Origin of the sequence: Micromonospora sp. C81, assembly GCF_018070425.1 — a bacterium.
In the GTDB taxonomy this organism is placed as follows: domain Bacteria; phylum Actinomycetota; class Actinomycetes; order Mycobacteriales; family Micromonosporaceae; genus Micromonospora; species Micromonospora zamorensis.
Genome location: NZ_JAGPXS010000017.1, coordinates 84,230 through 99,259 on the forward strand (window position 1 = coordinate 84,230; position 15,030 = coordinate 99,259).

General features: G+C 71.8%; 14 protein-coding genes. 8 read left to right on the top strand and 6 right to left on the bottom strand.

Going from position 1 to position 15,030, the window contains the following annotated elements; translation table 11 throughout:
- Positions 1–142: 142 nt before the first annotated feature.
- The 3 genes from KBX46_RS24880 to KBX46_RS24890 form a co-directional block, all read right to left on the bottom strand.
- Complete coding sequence (locus tag KBX46_RS24880; protein ID WP_210794266.1) at positions 143–1,000, bottom strand: universal stress protein; 858 nt, start codon at positions 998–1,000, stop codon at positions 143–145.
- An 11-nt stretch (positions 1,001–1,011) separates the two neighbouring features.
- Positions 1,012–3,405, bottom strand: coding sequence for a phosphoketolase (locus KBX46_RS24885; protein WP_210794267.1), 2,394 nt, complete (start codon positions 3,403–3,405; stop codon positions 1,012–1,014).
- Between the two features lie 68 nt (positions 3,406–3,473).
- Positions 3,474–4,334, bottom strand: coding sequence for a universal stress protein (locus tag KBX46_RS24890; protein WP_210794268.1), 861 nt, complete (start codon positions 4,332–4,334; stop codon positions 3,474–3,476).
- A 154-nt stretch (positions 4,335–4,488) separates the two neighbouring features.
- Between KBX46_RS24890 and KBX46_RS24895 the strand changes: the two genes are divergently transcribed.
- From KBX46_RS24895 to KBX46_RS24925, 7 genes are all read left to right on the top strand, one after another.
- Complete coding sequence (locus KBX46_RS24895) at positions 4,489–4,725, top strand: HTH domain-containing protein (protein WP_088946910.1); 237 nt, start codon at positions 4,489–4,491, stop codon at positions 4,723–4,725.
- Positions 4,725–5,303 carry a Clp protease N-terminal domain-containing protein gene (locus KBX46_RS24900; protein WP_210794269.1) on the top strand — a complete coding sequence of 193 codons (579 nt, stop codon included), beginning with the start codon at positions 4,725–4,727 and terminating at the stop codon, positions 5,301–5,303. The genes KBX46_RS24895 and KBX46_RS24900 overlap by 1 nt, the downstream gene beginning before the upstream one ends.
- A 93-nt stretch (positions 5,304–5,396) precedes the next feature.
- On the top strand, positions 5,397–6,401 hold the full coding sequence (locus KBX46_RS24905; protein ID WP_307871434.1) for a diacylglycerol kinase family protein: 1,005 nt from the start codon (positions 5,397–5,399) through the stop codon (positions 6,399–6,401).
- Entirely contained in the window at positions 6,394–7,395 is a 1,002-nt protein-coding gene (locus KBX46_RS24910) for a YihY/virulence factor BrkB family protein (protein WP_210794270.1), read from the top strand. The genes KBX46_RS24905 and KBX46_RS24910 overlap by 8 nt, the downstream gene beginning before the upstream one ends.
- 67 nt (positions 7,396–7,462) lie before the next feature.
- Positions 7,463–8,953 carry a phosphatase PAP2 family protein gene (locus KBX46_RS24915; RefSeq protein ID WP_210794271.1) on the top strand — a complete coding sequence of 497 codons (1,491 nt, stop codon included), beginning with the start codon at positions 7,463–7,465 and terminating at the stop codon, positions 8,951–8,953.
- Positions 8,954–8,961: 8 nt separating this feature from the next.
- Positions 8,962–9,783, top strand: coding sequence for an endonuclease/exonuclease/phosphatase family protein (locus tag KBX46_RS24920; RefSeq protein ID WP_210794272.1), 822 nt, complete (start codon positions 8,962–8,964; stop codon positions 9,781–9,783).
- A gap of 31 nt (positions 9,784–9,814) precedes the next feature.
- Positions 9,815–10,792, top strand: coding sequence for a hypothetical protein (locus KBX46_RS24925; RefSeq protein ID WP_210794273.1), 978 nt, complete (start codon positions 9,815–9,817; stop codon positions 10,790–10,792).
- 179 nt (positions 10,793–10,971) lie between these two features.
- Here KBX46_RS24925 and KBX46_RS24930 read toward each other — a convergent pair whose 3' ends face one another.
- Positions 10,972–11,841 carry an alpha/beta hydrolase gene (locus KBX46_RS24930; protein WP_308159687.1) on the bottom strand — a complete coding sequence of 290 codons (870 nt, stop codon included), beginning with the start codon at positions 11,839–11,841 and terminating at the stop codon, positions 10,972–10,974.
- Complete coding sequence (locus KBX46_RS24935; RefSeq protein ID WP_099851576.1) at positions 11,838–12,800, bottom strand: TIGR03557 family F420-dependent LLM class oxidoreductase; 963 nt, start codon at positions 12,798–12,800, stop codon at positions 11,838–11,840. Before KBX46_RS24935 ends, KBX46_RS24930 begins: the two co-directional genes overlap by 4 nt.
- Positions 12,801–13,175: 375 nt before the next feature.
- Here KBX46_RS24935 and KBX46_RS24940 point away from each other — a divergent pair, with 375 nt between their 5' ends.
- Positions 13,176–14,549 (top strand): cellulase family glycosylhydrolase, encoded by a 1,374-nt coding sequence (locus tag KBX46_RS24940; RefSeq protein ID WP_210794274.1) that lies wholly within the window; start codon positions 13,176–13,178, stop codon positions 14,547–14,549.
- A 55-nt stretch (positions 14,550–14,604) separates the two neighbouring features.
- Here the strand turns inward: KBX46_RS24940 and KBX46_RS24945 are convergent, their stop codons facing one another.
- Positions 14,605–14,925, bottom strand: a complete 321-nt coding sequence (locus KBX46_RS24945) for a multidrug efflux SMR transporter (RefSeq protein ID WP_099851579.1) — start codon at positions 14,923–14,925, stop codon at positions 14,605–14,607.
- Positions 14,926–15,030 lie beyond the last annotated feature (105 nt).

Sequence of the window (15,030 nt, forward strand, 5' to 3'; positions counted from 1 at the left end):
CGGCTGTGGTGCGGGGGTTGCCGCACCATCATGTGCATAGCGGTGGTGTCACCGCAGGGCCACAGGTCCCGACCTCGGCGGGCCGGTCCGCCCGCCGAGGTCGGTCCGAAACCCTCGACACCGCGCTCAAGGTCGGCGGAGGTCAGCGTTCCCGGACCACCGCCACCGGGCAGTTGGCGTGCTGGATGAGCTGTTGGCTGACCGAGCCGAGCAGCATCCCGGCCAGCCCGCCCCGGCCCCGGCTGCCGACCACCACCAGCCGCGCGTCGCGGCTCGCCTCGATCAGCATCGCCGCCGGGCTGCTCGGGACCAGGTCGACAGTCACGGCCAGATCGGGGAACGTCCGCCGCCACGGCTCCAGCGCCTGCTCCACAGCGGCCTGCTCGTCGGGCACACCGGCCGCCCCGCCGGGGCCCGGTGTCCAGGCATGCAGGACGCGCAGCGGCACCTGGCGCTGCGCCGCCCGTTCGGCAGCGAACCCGAGCGCCACCAGCGACGGTCCCGAGCCGTCCACACCGACGGCCACCCGGCCGGTCGACGCGTCGACCGGAGCGCTGCCGACCCCGTCCCGGACCACGACGACCGGGCAGTGGGCGTGCGCGGCGACCGATATCGCCGTCGACCCGGCCAGCAGACCACCGAAGCCACCGTGGCCTCGGCTGCCGAGCACCAGCATGCCCGCCTCAGCTGAGCGTTCCTGCAACACCAGGGCGGGCGGCCCGTCGTACACCTCGCCGGTGATCCGCAGGCCGGGGTTCGCGGCGGCGGCGTCGGCCGCCGCCTTGCGGACCAGCTCCTCGACCTGCCGGCGGGCGGTGTCGTCCGGCCAGACCCCGGGCGCCACGCCGGGGCCGACCCAACTGGCCACGGTCAACCACTCGAAGACGTACGCCAGCCGCACCGGTTGGCCGCTGTGCCGCGCCTCCTCCAGCGCCCAGTCGAGAGCCACCGAGGCGTCGGTCGAGCCGTCGTAGCCGACCAGGATCTCCGCGTCGCGCACGTCGTTCTCCTTCAGGGGTTGGTCGGGTCGGTTTCGCGGACCCAGCGCCACTCGGCGACCTGTGGGTCGTCCTCGCCGTACTGGCGGGTGTAGTCGCGGGCCGCCTGTCGGGCGTCGACCATCCGTTGGCGCAGGTGCGCGGCCCGGGCTCCCAGCCCGGGCACCCGGTCGATGACGTCGATGACCAGGTGGAAGCGGTCCAGGTCGTTGAGCATCACCATGTCGAACGGTGTGGTGGTGGTGCCCTCCTCCTTGTAGCCGCGCACGTGCAGGTTGTCGTGGTTGGTACGCCGGTAGGTGAGTCGGTGGATCAGCCACGGGTAACCGTGGTACGCGAAGATGATCGGCCGGTCCGGGGTGAAGATGGTGTCGAATTCCTTGTCCGGCAGGCCGTGCGGGTGTTCGGTGTCCGGCTGGAGTCGCATCAGGTCGACGACGTTGACCAGTCGCACCTTCAGCTCCGGCAGGTGCTGGCGCAGCAGTTCGGCGGCGGCCAGCGTCTCCAGGGTGGGCACGTCCCCGCAGCAGGCGAGCACCACGTCCGGCTCGCTGCCGTCGTCGTTGCTGGCCCAGTCCCAGATGCCCAGGCCGCGGCGGGTGTGCTGGATCGCCTCGGTCATCGTCAGCCAGTTCGGCGACGGCTGCTTGCCGGCCACCACCACGTTGATGTAGTGCCGGCTGCGTAGGCAGTGGTCCATCGTGGCGAGCAGGGTGTTGGCGTCCGGCGGCAGGTAGACCCGCACCACCTCGGCCTTCTTGTTGACCACGTGGTCGATGAAGCCCGGGTCCTGGTGCGAGAAGCCGTTGTGGTCCTGCCGCCAGACATGGCTGGACAGCAGGTAGTTCAGCGAGGCGAGCGGCTGCCGCCAGGGGATGGCCCGGGTCACCTTCAGCCACTTGGCGTGCTGGTTGAGCATCGAGTCGACGATATGGATGAACGCCTCGTAGCTGGTGAACACGCCGTGCCGGCCGGTCAGGAGATAACCCTCCAACCAGCCCTGGCACAGGTGCTCGGAGAGCACCTCCATGACCCGGCCGTCGGGCGAGAGGTGGTCGTCGCCGGGCACTGTCGCGGCCACCCACGCCCGGTCGGTCACCTCGAAGGCGGCACCCAGCCGGTTGGAGGCGACCTCGTCCGGGCCGAACAGTCGAAACGTCTGCGGGTTGGCGCTGATCACGTCGCGGATCCACGGACCCAGCACGCCGGTCGCGCCGGCCATCGGGGTGCCCGGCTCGGGGACCTCCACGCCGTAGTCGCGGAAGTCGGGCAGGGCCAGGTCACGCAGCACCAGGCCGCCGTTGGTGACCGGGTTGGCGCTCATCCGCCGGTCACCGCGCGGCGGCAGCGTCCGCAACTCGTCGACCGGCGCGCCGGTGGCGTCGAACAGCTCCTCCGGCCGGTAGCTGCGCAGCCACTGCTCCAGCTCGGCCAGGTGCGCCGGGTTGTCGCGTACGCCCGACAGCGGCACCTGGTGGGCGCGGTAGGTGCCCTCCACCTGGATGCCGTCGACCTCGGCGGGACCGGTCCAGCCCTTCGGCGTCCGCAGGATGATCATCGGCCAGCGGGGGCGTTCGACGACGCCACCGGAGCGGGCCCGCCGCTGGATCTCGGCGATCTCGTCCAGTGCCCGGTCCATCGTCGCGGCGAGCGTGCCATGCACCTGCGCCGGGTCGTCGCCAGCCACCACGTACGGCTGGTAGCCAGAGCCGCGCATGAGGTCGAGCAGGTCGGCCTCGGGGATCCGGGACAGGACGGTCGGGTTGGCGATCTTGTAGCCGTTGAGGTGCAGGATGGGCAGCACCGCCCCATCCCGGGCCGGGTTGAGGAAAACGTTGGAGAGCCAACTGCCGGCCAGTGGCCCGGTCTCCGCCTCACCGTCGCCGATCACGCAGGCCACCACGAGGTCCGGGTGGTCGAACGCGGCGCCGTAGGCGTGGCTCAGCGCGTACCCGAGCTCGCCCCCCTCGTGGATCGAACCCGGCACGTCCGCCGCGACATGGCTGGGGATGCCGCCCGGGAAGGAGAACTGGCGGAACAGCTTGGACATCCCGGCCTCGTCGCGCGCCACGTCGTGGTAGCGCTCGGACCAGGTGCCCTCCAGCCAGGTGTTGGCCACGATGGCCGGGCCGCCGTGGCCGGGGCCGGTGACCAGCATGGCGTTGAGGTCGCGGGCGACGATCACCCGGTTGAGGTGGGCGTAGATCAGGTTGAGGCCGGGGCTGGTGCCCCAGTGGCCGAGCAGCCTCGGCTTGATGTCGTCGACTGTCAACGGCTCCCGCAGCAGCGGGTTGTCCAGCAGGTAGATCTGCCCGACGGTGAGGTAGTTCGCGGCGCGCCAGTAGGCGTCCAGCCGACGCAGTTCGTCTTCGGTCAGAGGGCTGTGCAGGTCAACAGCGGAGTCCATGCTGCGTAAGCCTCTCGCGGGTCGGGTGGGCGTCCGGCGTCCAGTCTCGTCGCTGCGGTCGCCGGTGGTCAGGGCCGTTGGTCCCGGGCCGGGCGGGCAGTGTGCCCGGTGAGCGGCTTCTCGGCTAGACCACGGACGACGACCACCGGGGCCGGGGAGTGGTAGAGCAGGGACTGGGCGACCGCACCCAGCATGGCGCGCCCCGGTTCGTCGCCGCGGGCGGCGACGAGCGCCACCTGTGCCGAGCGGGACATGTCGATCAGCACCTCGGCGGGATCACCCCGGACGACGCGGCACTCGGTGGGCACCCCGCCGTGGAGATCGGTGTGCCGGGCGAGCGCCTCGCTGAGCTGCTCGGCGACCGCGTCGGTGTCCTCGTCGTACTCCACCACCCGCAGGGCCAGCAGCCGGGCGTCCCTGCGGGCCGCGCACTCCACGGCCCACTGCAGGGCGAGATGTGAGCTGGGTGAGCCGTCCACACCGACCAGCACCGGCCCCTGCGGGGGCGGTTCGCGGCGGACGACCATCAGCGGGCAGCCGGCCCGCGCGGCCAACTGCACGGCAGATGTCTCGGCCGGGATGCACTGGCCGCTGCCGGCCATGCCGCTGTCGCCGACCGCGAGCAGGAATGCTGTCTCGGACCGGCGGATGAGGGTGGGCAGCAGGGCGCTCTCGACGATCTCAGCGCCCACGGTCAGCCCCGGCTCGGTCTGGTGGGCGAGTTGTGCCGCCTGTGTGATCAGTTGCTCGGCCCGATCGCGGGGCGCGGCGACGGTGTCCGCCGCGAAGGCCGCCTGCCAGTCGAAGGTGTGCAGCAGGTGCAGTGGCCGGCCGTGTCCGGCGGCCTCCTGCGCGGCCTGCGCGACGACCGGAAGGTCGAGGTCCGACCCGAGGCCGACCAGCACCGGTGCGTCGGCGGGTGCGGCCATCCGATATCACCTCCCGGGCGTCGCGCCCGGCACGACCAGCCTGTCCTGACCGAGGCTAGTCGGATGGGTTCGGCGGCGGGGCGGTTCTCGTTACGTCACCGTCGTCCGTCAACCAGAGTTGACAATGGTGGCGCTGTCAACGTATGTTGACGGCATGAGTCAGGCGACAGAACTCGCGGCGGCAGCCGGCAGCACCGACCCCCGGGTCGGGCTGCGCGCCGTCCGCGCGCTGCGCCGGCTGCTCGAGCGGCTCGAGGTGGTCCAGGTGGACAACGCCCGTCGACAGGGCTGGTCCTGGCAGGAGATCGCCGACGCGCTCGAGGTCAGCCGGCAGGCGGTGCACAAGAAGCACGCCGGGCGACCGGCGGTCAACCCATCCTGGGAGGCGTGATGTTCGAACGGTTCACCGACCGGGCGCGCGACGTGGTGCGCCGGGCGCTGGAGGAGGCACGGGCCGAGGGCCAGCGCCCGGTCGGCACCGAGCACCTGCTGCTCGCCCTGCTCGCCGACGACGCGGGCCTGGCCAGCCGGGTGCTCGCCGACGCGGGCGTGCGCGCCGACGACCTGCGCGAGCGCGTCCGCCGGCACACCGCCACCGGTGGCGCGGGCCTCGGCGACGCGGACGCGGCGGCCCTGCGGGAGATCGGCATCGACCTGGCCGCAATCGTGGCCCGCATCGAGCAGTCCTTCGGCCCGGACGCGCTGCGCGAGGCCGTGCCGGCGCCGCGCCGTCGCTGGGGGCGCAAGCGGTTCCTCGGCGGCCCATTCTCACCCCGGTCCAAGAAGGTGCTGGAGTTGTCGCTGCGGGAAGCCCTGCGGCTGCGCCACCGCCACATCGGCACCGAGCACATCCTGCTCGGGGTGCTCCGGGAGGGCCACGGGCTGGGCGCTCTGGTGCTCACCGAAGCCGGAGTTGACCTCGACGATCTGCGCCGCCGGGTGGAGGCCGCGCTACGGGCGGCCGCCTGATGGGGGCGGTCGCGTTGAAACCTGTCTGTGGCACTTCCGACGCGGGCCGGTCGCCGGGTCGCTGAAGCCGTCCGGGTGCTGCACACTGACGCCGTGGATCCTGGACAGGACAGGCGGCCCTCGGGCGGCGACGGCGGGCTGCGCTCCGCCGTGGTGGTCAACCCCGTGAAGGTCGACGATCTCGACGAGTTGCGCCGCACCGTCGACGACGCCCTGGCGGCGGCTGGCTGGCCCGCGCCGCAGTGGTTCGAGACGACAGTCGACGACCCGGGCCGCGGTCAGACCGAGCAGGCCGTCAAGGACGGTGTCGACCTGGTCTTCGCCTGCGGTGGCGACGGCACCGTGATGTCCTGCGTCAGCGGTCTGGTCGGCACCGACGTGGCCCTCGCCGTGCTGCCGCAGGGCACCGGCAACCTGCTCGCCGCCAACCTTGGCCTCTCCACCGACCTGGCCGCCGGGTTGCAGGTCGCCGTCGAGCGGGGCCGACGGCTGCTCGACGTTGGCGCGGTCGAGGACAAATACTTCACGGTGATGGCCGGCATGGGCTTCGACGCCCAGATGCTCGAGGCCACCAACGAGACCACCAAGGCCCGCATCGGCTGGCCCGCGTACGTGGTGGGTGCCGCCCGGCACCTGCGGGACCGGCCGATGCGGGTGCAGATCCGCATCGACGACCGTCCGCCGCTGCGCCGCCGGGCCCGCTCGGTCCTGATCGCCAACGTGGGCCGACTCCAGGGCGGTGTTCGCCTGCTCACCGAGGCGGAGCCGGACGACGGCTGGTTGGACGTCGCAGTGCTCACCCCGCGCAGCCTGCGGCACTGGCTCGCGCTCGGCTGGGCGGTGATCCGCCGCAGCGGCCAGGTGCCGCGGATGGAGGTCTACCGGGGTCGGCGTGTCGTGGTCACCAGCAACCGTGCCCAGCCCCGGGAGCTGGACGGCGACCTCATCACGCCCGGCCGGCAACTGCACGCCGAGGTTCGCCCTCAGGCGCTCTGGCTCTGCGTCCCCCAGCCCGAGGACGCCCCCGACCTGGCCGTCGACGCGCAGGGCGCAGGGGAGCGGGGCGAGCAGCTGATCGAGGAAGCGCGCCGTGAGTAGCACTCGGATCGTGCCGGAGACCCGGCTGATGGCAGACGAGGAGCTGTCCGCCGACGACGCCTGGCACACACTGCGTCGCGAGGGCGGCTGGCACCTGCTGCGCGACGCCTTCATCCGCTTCCGCTACGGCGACGGGTTCAGCCACTCCCGGGCCTTCGCGCTGCAGCTGTGCCTCGCCGTGGTGCCCTTCCTGATCGCCCTCACCGGCCTGATCAGCGAGCTGGGTGTCCAGGAGGGCGGCCAGGTGGTCGCCGACACCGTCCTGGCGGTCACCCCCGGCCAGAGCGCGCAGATGGTCGGCGAGCTGCTCGGCGAGGGCGAAAGGGTGGAGGACGCCGGGGAGCTGGCACTCACCCTCGGTCTGCTCACCGGCCTGTTCGCGCTGACCACCACGATGGCCCAGATCGAGCGGGGCGCCAACCGCATCTACGGGGTCGAACGGGACCGCCCGGCGCTGCGGAAATACCTCCGCGCCGCCGTGCTGGCCGTCACCGCCGGTCTGCCCGCGCTCGCCGGCTTCCTGATCCTGGTCGGCGGCGGCGCGATTGGCGACTCGGTACGTGAGCACTACGAGTGGGGTGAGGTCGCCACCGGCATCTGGAACGTGGTCCGCTTCCCGCTGAGCCTCGGGCTGACCGTCCTCGCCGTTGCCGTGCTGTTCCGGCAGGCGCCACGCCGCAACCAGCCCGGCCTCTCCTGGCTGTTCTTCGGCGCCGGCATCGCCACGGCCCTGTGGTGGCTGGCCAGCCTGCTGCTCGCCGCGTACGTGCGGTTCAGTGACGATTTCGGGCAGACCTACGGCGCGTTGACCGGCATGATGGCGTTGCTGCTCTGGGCCAACCTGACCGGGATGGCCCTCTTCGGAGGGCTGGCCTTCGCCGCCCAGTTGGAGGCGCTGCGCATCGGTGTGCGGGAGCCCGCCCAACCGGACCTGTGGGAGCCCGAGGCGGACCGGGCCGAGCTGGTCGACACCGGGGACATGACCGCGCTCTAGCTGCCCGGCGTGTACGGGTGACGCAGATCGGGTAAAGCGCCTCGCCAGACAACAAGGGAGGTGCGGGGTGACCGCGGTCAAAGAGGTGGCACGGCGTCCGATCGGTCATTTCGCCGAACGGAGCATCGCCGGCCTGGTGGCCGTCACCGGCGCCGGGGTGGCCTTCGGGCTGCTGTTGATGCTCGTCCGGGTGCGGTGGAGTCCTCTGCAGGACGCCGACCACGCCGTCGCCGAATGGTTCAACGGGCTCGTCGCCCCGCACCACGCACTCGTCACCGTCCTGCAGGCGGTGACCGACCTGGGCGGCCGACCGATCCTCATCTGGTTGGTCACCATCGCCGTGGTCGGGCTGCTGATCCGGCGCCAGCCCCGACTCGCCGTCTATCTGATCATCACCGGGGTCGGTGGTCTGATCCTCGACCCGTCGCTGAAGACGCTGGTCGGCCGGCTCCGCCCGGTCGTGGACGTGCCGATCGCCAGCGCCCCGGGCAACAGCTTTCCCAGCGGGCACGCGCTCGGCTCGTTCGTCGCGTACGGGGCTCTGCTGCTGGTGTTCCTTCCGGCGATGGCGCCGCGCTGGCGCAAGCCGGTGATCGTCGGGGTCGGCGTGCTGGTGGCACTGATCGGTCTGACCCGGATCGCGCTGGGCGTGCACTTCATCTCCGACGTGCTGGCCGGCTGGCTGCTCGGCGCCGCCTGGCTGGGCGTCACCGCGTACGCCTTCCAGCTGTGGCGGCGCGAGCGCGGGCGACCGGTGCCGCCGTTGAGCGAGGGCCTGGAGCCGGAGGCGGGGCACGACATCGCCGCCGCCCCCGACGAGGAGCACGTGCTGGCCCACCCCCGCTCGGCGGTGGCCGAGCTGCTGGTCGGCTGGGTGCTCGTGTTCGGGGCGTTGTACGGCTTCGGCACGTACGTCAGCTACCACGCCAAGGGCACCTTCTTCGACACCCTCGACACCGACGTGCCGCGCTGGTTCGCCGAGCGGCACACCGACGTGCTGACCGATGTGAGCTGGTGGTGGAGCAAGTTCGGTGACACCCACGCGATCCTGCTGATCTCGCTGGTGTTCTGCCCGCTGGTGCTGGCGGTGTGGCGACGCTGGCGGCCGGTGCTGTTCGTGGCGCTGGCGATGGTGGGCGAGCTGACCCTGTTCCTCGCGTCGGCGCGGGCTGTCGACCGGCCCCGCCCGGCCGTGGAGAACCTCGACGGGCAGATGCCCACCTCGTCGTTCCCGTCCGGGCACATCGCGGCCACGATCTGCGTCTGGCTGGCGATCACCCTCATCGTGTTCCCGCGTACCGACCGTTGGTGGCGTTGGATCTTCGTGGCGGTGGCCGTGATCATGCCGGTCGGGGTGGCCACCTCCCGGATGTACCGGGGCATGCACCACCCCACCGACTTCATGGGCGCGATCCTGCTCTCCGCGCTCTGGATCGGGCTGCTCTACCTCGTGGTCCGCCCCAACGCCGACCTCAAGGAAGGTAACCAGCCGGCCATCGAGTCGGAGGACGTGGACACCCTCGACGACGAGCTGGCGCGGGCCGGCCGAGCCGACTGAGCGCCGCCGTGCTGCGGGTGATGACGTGGAACATCCGCACCGGCGGTCAGGATCGTGGCGGCCCCGGCCGGCTGGATCAGGTGGTTCAGGTCGCCAACGAGCAGGCACCTGATGTGCTGGCCCTCCAGGAGCTGCGCGGCTTCGACCGTGACGGGCTGATGGCCACAGTGGCGGGCCGGGTGGGGATGACACCCCACCTGGCCCGGTCCTGCTTCGGGCAGCCGGTGGCGGTGCTGGTCCGGCCTCCGTACCGGGTCGTCGACGCGGGGACGCTGCGCCGGCCGTTCCACCACGGCGCGGCCCGGGTCGTGGTGGCCACCTCCGCCGGCCCGTTCACCGTGTTCGGCACGCACCTCTACCCGTATTCGGGGGGACGGCGGCGGATGGAGGTCGACTGGCTGGTCGCCGCGCTGCGGCGTACCCCCGGGCAGTTGGCGCTGATCGCCGGTGACCTCAACTCGCTCGACCCGACTGTCGACCACACCGCTCAACTGGCCGCCATGCCCGCCCTCTACCGGCGGCGGCACCTGCGCCGGCGCGGTGGCGCCGTGGACACCCGCGCGATTGCCCGGCTGCTCGCCGCCGACCTGGTCGACCTGTGGCCGTCGTGCAACGTCGGGGCACCGGAGGCTGACGGCCACACCGTTCCGACCCGGTTCGGCGGGGCCGAGTTCGCCGGTATGCGGCTGGACTACCTGCTCGGCACCCGGGCGGTGGCGCAGCGGGCGGGGGAGTGCCGGGTGATCCGGGGCGCGACGGCGGACACCGCCTCGGACCACTATCCGCTGCTGACCACGCTCGACCTCGGCCCGGCCGCAACCGACACCTGAGGCCTGGCACGGACCGGTTACCGTGCCCACCGTGACCGACCGTCCCATCGCCCACTCGCCGCTGCCCGGGCCGCCGAGCGAAAACCGTGGCGCACCAACGGTGGTGCGTCCGACACCGTCGGTTGTGGACACGGCAGAGCCGGCCGCCGTCGCGCTCCCGCTCGTCGCGGCCGTCGCGCGGGGTGTGGCGCTGGTCGTGGTGCTGCCGGTACGCCTGCTCTGGGAGCTGATCGCGGCTGCCGGCCGGCTGATGTACCGGAGCCTGCTCAGCCCCGTCGGCCGGTTCCTGCACCGGTGGCTGCTGTCCCCGCTGTCCTGGGCGCTGCACCGACTCCTCTGGGTCCCGCTGGTCTGGTGCGCCCGCAACCTTCTCTGGCTTCCGTTGCGCTGGGTGGCCCTGACCCTCGTCTGGCTCCCGCTGGTCTGGCTGGGGCGAGGTCTCGCATGGGCAGCCCGCACCCTGATCTGGCAACCGCTGGTGTGGCTGGCGTACGGCATCGCCTGGGTTGTCGCCACGCTAGTCTGGGCGCCGCTGGTCTGGCTCGTCGAACGACTGGTCCTGCCGCCGCTGCGCTGGCTGGGCGTGGCGCTCACCCCCGTCGGACGGTTGCTGTGGCGGGGCGTCGGCGTGCTGGCCGGGGCGGTGCGCGCCGCGCTCGTCGGGTTGGTCCGGGGGATCTGGTGGGTCGCCGTGGGGTTCGGCCGGCTGGTCGTCGCCGCGGTGCTGGGCGCGTGGCGGGCGGCCGGACGGGTGCTGCGGCTGCTCCACCGCCTGCTGCTGAGCCCGCTCGGGCGTGGGCTGCGCTGGGTGTGGCGGCACACTGTGCTCCCGCTGCTGCGGGGTGTCCGGTGGGTCTGGTCGGTGACTGTCGTGCCGGTGGCGCACGGGCTCGGGGTGGCCTGGCGGGCCACCGTCGTACCGGTGGCCCGCTGGATCCGCCGCGCGGTGCTCGACCCGGCCCGGTTGGCCTACCGGGAGGTGCTCAGCGCCCTGGGCCTGCGCCGCTGACCGTCACGCGCCGAGCGACGCCGCTGACAGTGGCAGCGCCGAGGCGCGGACGCCTCAGAGCACCAGGTTGAGCAGGACGGTGAGCACCACCGAGGCGAGGATCGAGAAGAGGATCATCAGGAGGCAGCCGAGGCCACCACCGAGCGGGCGGATCTCCACGTTGCCGAAGCGCATGAGCGTCACCTGTCCAGGAGTGCGGGATGAGGGGTGAGCAGGCGGCGGCACGCGTCCGCCACCTGCGTCGGGGCCGTCGTGACCACGTTGTGCGCGGCGCCGGGGACGACCACCAGGTCGGCGTCCGGCACCAGCCGGGCCGCCTCGTCCCGCCACGGTGCCGGTACGACCGGGTCGCGCTCACCCGTCACGACGAGGGTGGGCGCGGTGACGCGGACGAGGTCCGCCTCGATCGCGTTGTGCACCGAGTGCGACAACGTCGCGAAGACCCGCCAGGGCCGGGCGTTCCAGACGTCCCGGACCAGGATCGGCGCCTGCAACGGCGCTTCGCGCAGGCAGTCCACCAGCCAGCGGCCGAACTGGGCCGTGCGGGACCGCGCAGACGGGTCAGCGGTCGGTCCGGCCAACACCAGAGCGCGTACCGCGTCCGGGTGGTTCGCGGCGAGCGCGGCGGCCACCTCCGCGCCGAACGAGTGACCGAGCAGGCAGACCGGCGGCAACCGGTACGCGGCCAGCCAGGCGGCCACGTGCTCGGCGTGAGCGACCACGTCGTACGCGCCCCGCGGGTGCTCGCTCAGCCCGAAGCCGGGCAGGTCCGGCACGTACACCGGGTGGGTGGGGGAGAGCGCGACGGCCAGCGCGGTGAGGTACCGGTGCGAGACCGCCAGGCCGTGCAGCAGCACCACGGGAGGCGCCCCGGTGCCCGGGTCGGCCCCGCGCCGGGTGTGGGTGCGCAGTCCGTCGACGAGCCGCCACTCGCTGGTCAGCCCGGAGGCCGACCGGGGAGCGGCCATGGCGAGCCGCAGCTCGGCCGGGCCGAACCGGCCTGCGGGCGTCAGACGGGTCGACTCCTCCGACTCACCGGTCGGGTTCACAGCTCGCGCAACCGGGGCAGCAACTGCTCCTGCGCCCAGTCGAGGAACATGGGCTGGGTCTCCCCACCGACCTGGATGATCGCCACGTGGGTGAAGCCGGCGTCGACGAACTTGCGGAACGCCTCCACGTGCGCGTCCACGTCCGGGCCGCAGGGGACGCCCTCGGCGACGTCCTCCTCCCGGACGAACTGGGTGGCGGCGGCGAAGGAGTCCGGCCCGGGCAGGTCGGCGTTGACCTTCCAACCCATCCCGAACCAGCGGAACTGGTCGTGCACGATCTTGCGACACTCCGCCTCGTCGGGGCCGTAGCAGATGGCCACCTGTCCGTAGCGGGGCTGACCGGCGCCGCCGGCGTCGTCGTACATCTCGATGATGTGCCGGTCGGGTTCGGTGGAGATGATGCCGTTGCCGTACTCGGCGGCCAGCGTCGCGGACTGTCGACCGGACGCGGCGACGGCCATCGGCACCGGCCGCTCCGGCCGGTCCCAGATGTAGGCGTCGGGCACGTCGAAGTGGTTGCCGGAGAAGGTCAGCGTCTCCCCGTTGAGCAACGGCCGGATGATCTGCAACGCCTCCTCGAACATCTCGTGGCGTTGCTGCACGTGCGGCCACCCGCCGACCACGTGCTCGTTCAGGTTCTCGCCCGCACCGAGGCCGAGGGTGAACCGGCCGTCGGAGAGCGCGCCGATCGTGCTGGCCTTCTGCGCCACGACGGCCGGGTGGTAGCGGCGGATCGGGCAGGTCACGAAGGACATCAGCTCCGCGCGGGAGGTGGCGTGGGCGACCGCGCCGAGCACCGACCAGGCGTACGGCGAGTGGCCCTGCGAATCCAGCCAGGGGTAGTAGTGGTCGGACATCACGAGCTGGTCGAAGCCGGCGGCCTCGGCGCGTACCGCGTGGTCCACCAGTTGCTTGGGACCGGCCTGCTCGCCCATCAGGGTGTAACCGACGCTGACCATCCTGTATCCCCTTTCACCGACGGATCGTTCCCGGGATACCCAGGTCGGCGGCCGTCAACCCTCCCGTCCGGTTCGACGCCGGTGCTGCTTGACGGATCGCGGCGACCTGCCTACCGTCGCTCTTAACCGGTTAAGAGCCGGCTGTGGCGCACATCCTGTGGTGGGGATGATCGCCCCGTGACGGCCCGCGTTCGCGTGGGCCGTTGCGGCTGTCTGGGCTCGGAGCCTGCCAACTGAACCGGTTGCGGTGGCCAAGCCATCGTCCTACGCTGATGCCTGCGCGCCGGGATCCGGGCGCGGCTGCCGGGCTGCAGCCGCCTTCCCCTGTCACGTCCCACCCCTGTCGGGCACCGGGGGTCCTCCCTGAGGAAGGCCATGAAGACTCGACTCTCCGCCGTCGCGGCGGCCCTGCTCGCGTTGCTCGTCGCCGTGCTGGCATTCGGCCAGCCGGCGCATGCCGCGGCTGGTTTCTCCGTCGCGAACGGCAGGTTGTACGACGCCAACGGCACCGAATTCGTCATGCGCGGCGTCAACCACGCCCACACCTGGTATCCGCAGCAGACCAGCTCGTTCGCCGACGTCAAGGCGCTCGGCGCGAACACCGTGCGGGTGGTGCTCTCCAGCGGCGACCGGTGGACGCGCAACACCAACGCCGACGTCGCCAACGTCATCTCGACGTGCAAGGGCAACCGGTTGATCTGCGTGCTGGAGGTGCACGACACCACCGGGTACGGCGAACAGAGCGGCGCCATCACTCTCGACCGCGCGGTCGACTACTGGCTCAGTCTCGCCGACGTCCTCGCCGGCCAGGAAAGATTCGTCATCGTCAACATCGGCAACGAGCCGTACGGCAATCAGAACTACGCTTCCTGGGCCACCGACAACGCCAACGCGATCAAGCGCCTGCGTGCCGGCGGGCTGACCCACACGATCATGGTGGACGCCCCGAACTGGGGACAGGACTGGTCGTTCACCATGCGCGACAACGCCGCGTCGGTCTTCGCCGCGGACCCGGCCCGCAACACCGTCTTCTCCATCCACATGTACGGGGTCTTCGACACCGCCGCGGAGATCAGCGACTATCTGGGCCGTTTCCGCTCGGCGGGGCTGCCCATCGTGGTCGGTGAGTTCGGCTTCAACCACTCCGACGGTGACCCGGACGAGGACACCATCCTCGCCTACAGCCAGGCGAACGGGATCGGCTGGCTCGGTTGGTCGTGGAGTGGCAACGGCGGCGGCGTGGAATATCTCGACCTGGCCACCTCGTTCAACCCGGCCAACCTGACCACCTGGGGTCAGCGGCTCTTCAACGGCACCAACGGCATCCGGCAAACGGCCCGGGAGGCCAGCGTCTTCAGCAGTTTGCCGCCGACCACCCCGCCGCCCACGACGCCTCCGCCGACCACGCCGCCCCCGACCACGCCGCCCCCGACCACGCCTCCACCTGCGGGTGGCTGCACGGCGACCTACACGGTGACCGGCCAGTGGCAGGGCGGCTTCCAGGGTGAGGTGCGGGTGACCGCCGGCAGCGCCGCGATCACGGGCTGGACCACCCGGTGGACGTTCGCCAACGGCCAGAGCGTCAGCCAGACCTGGAGCGCGACAGTGACCAGCAGCGGGGCCACCGTGACCGCCCGCAACGTGGACTACAACGGCCGACTGGCTGCCGGTGCCAGCACCACCTTCGGATTCATCGGCGGCTGGACCGGCACCAACAGCCTGCCGGCGGTGAGCTGCACGGCGAGCTGACCGTCGCACCGGTGGCTGGGTCCGCGTCGGACCCGGCCACCGGGAACCGTCCTGGTCAGTGCTCCCCGGTCAGGTTCACGATGACCACCCCGGCGATGATCAGCGCGATGCCGGTGAGCTTGGCGAGCCCCACCGACTCACCCAGGAACACCGCCCCGATCGCCACGATGGCCGCGGTGCCCAGACCCGACCAGAGGGCGTACGCGACGCCCACCGGGATCTCCTTGACGGCCTGGGCCAGCAGGAGGAACGCCAGCGCGTAGCCACCGAGACACGCCACCGTCGGCCAGAGCCGACTGAACCCGGCTGTGCTCTTGATCAGGCTGGTCGCCACCACCTCGGCGAGAATGGCAATCCCCAGCAGCACGTACGCCATGCGTCCCCTTGGTCCTTCGTGGTAGATGAACCCGTCGTCGTCGCCCAGGCTAGTGCCGGCGCTGTCCTTGCCCCGCCGACCTGCCCCACCTCAGGTTGATGTCAA

Bases quoted from the DNA above. Each gene is read 5' to 3' on its own strand.
- KBX46_RS24935 (WP_099851576.1), bottom strand. From the start codon at position 12,800: ATGGTCAGCGTCGGTTACACCCTGATGGGCGAGCAGGCCGGTCCCAAG.
- KBX46_RS24945 (WP_099851579.1), bottom strand. From the start codon at position 14,925: ATGGCGTACGTGCTGCTGGGGATTGCCATTCTCGCCGAGGTGGTGGCG.
- KBX46_RS24900 (WP_210794269.1), top strand. From the start codon at position 4,725: ATGTTCGAACGGTTCACCGACCGGGCGCGCGACGTGGTGCGCCGGGCG.
- KBX46_RS24885 (WP_210794267.1), bottom strand. From the start codon at position 3,405: ATGGACTCCGCTGTTGACCTGCACAGCCCTCTGACCGAAGACGAACTG.
- KBX46_RS24895 (WP_088946910.1), top strand. From the start codon at position 4,489: ATGAGTCAGGCGACAGAACTCGCGGCGGCAGCCGGCAGCACCGACCCC.
- KBX46_RS24890 (WP_210794268.1), bottom strand. From the start codon at position 4,334: ATGGCCGCACCCGCCGACGCACCGGTGCTGGTCGGCCTCGGGTCGGAC.
- KBX46_RS24940 (WP_210794274.1), top strand. From the start codon at position 13,176: ATGAAGACTCGACTCTCCGCCGTCGCGGCGGCCCTGCTCGCGTTGCTC.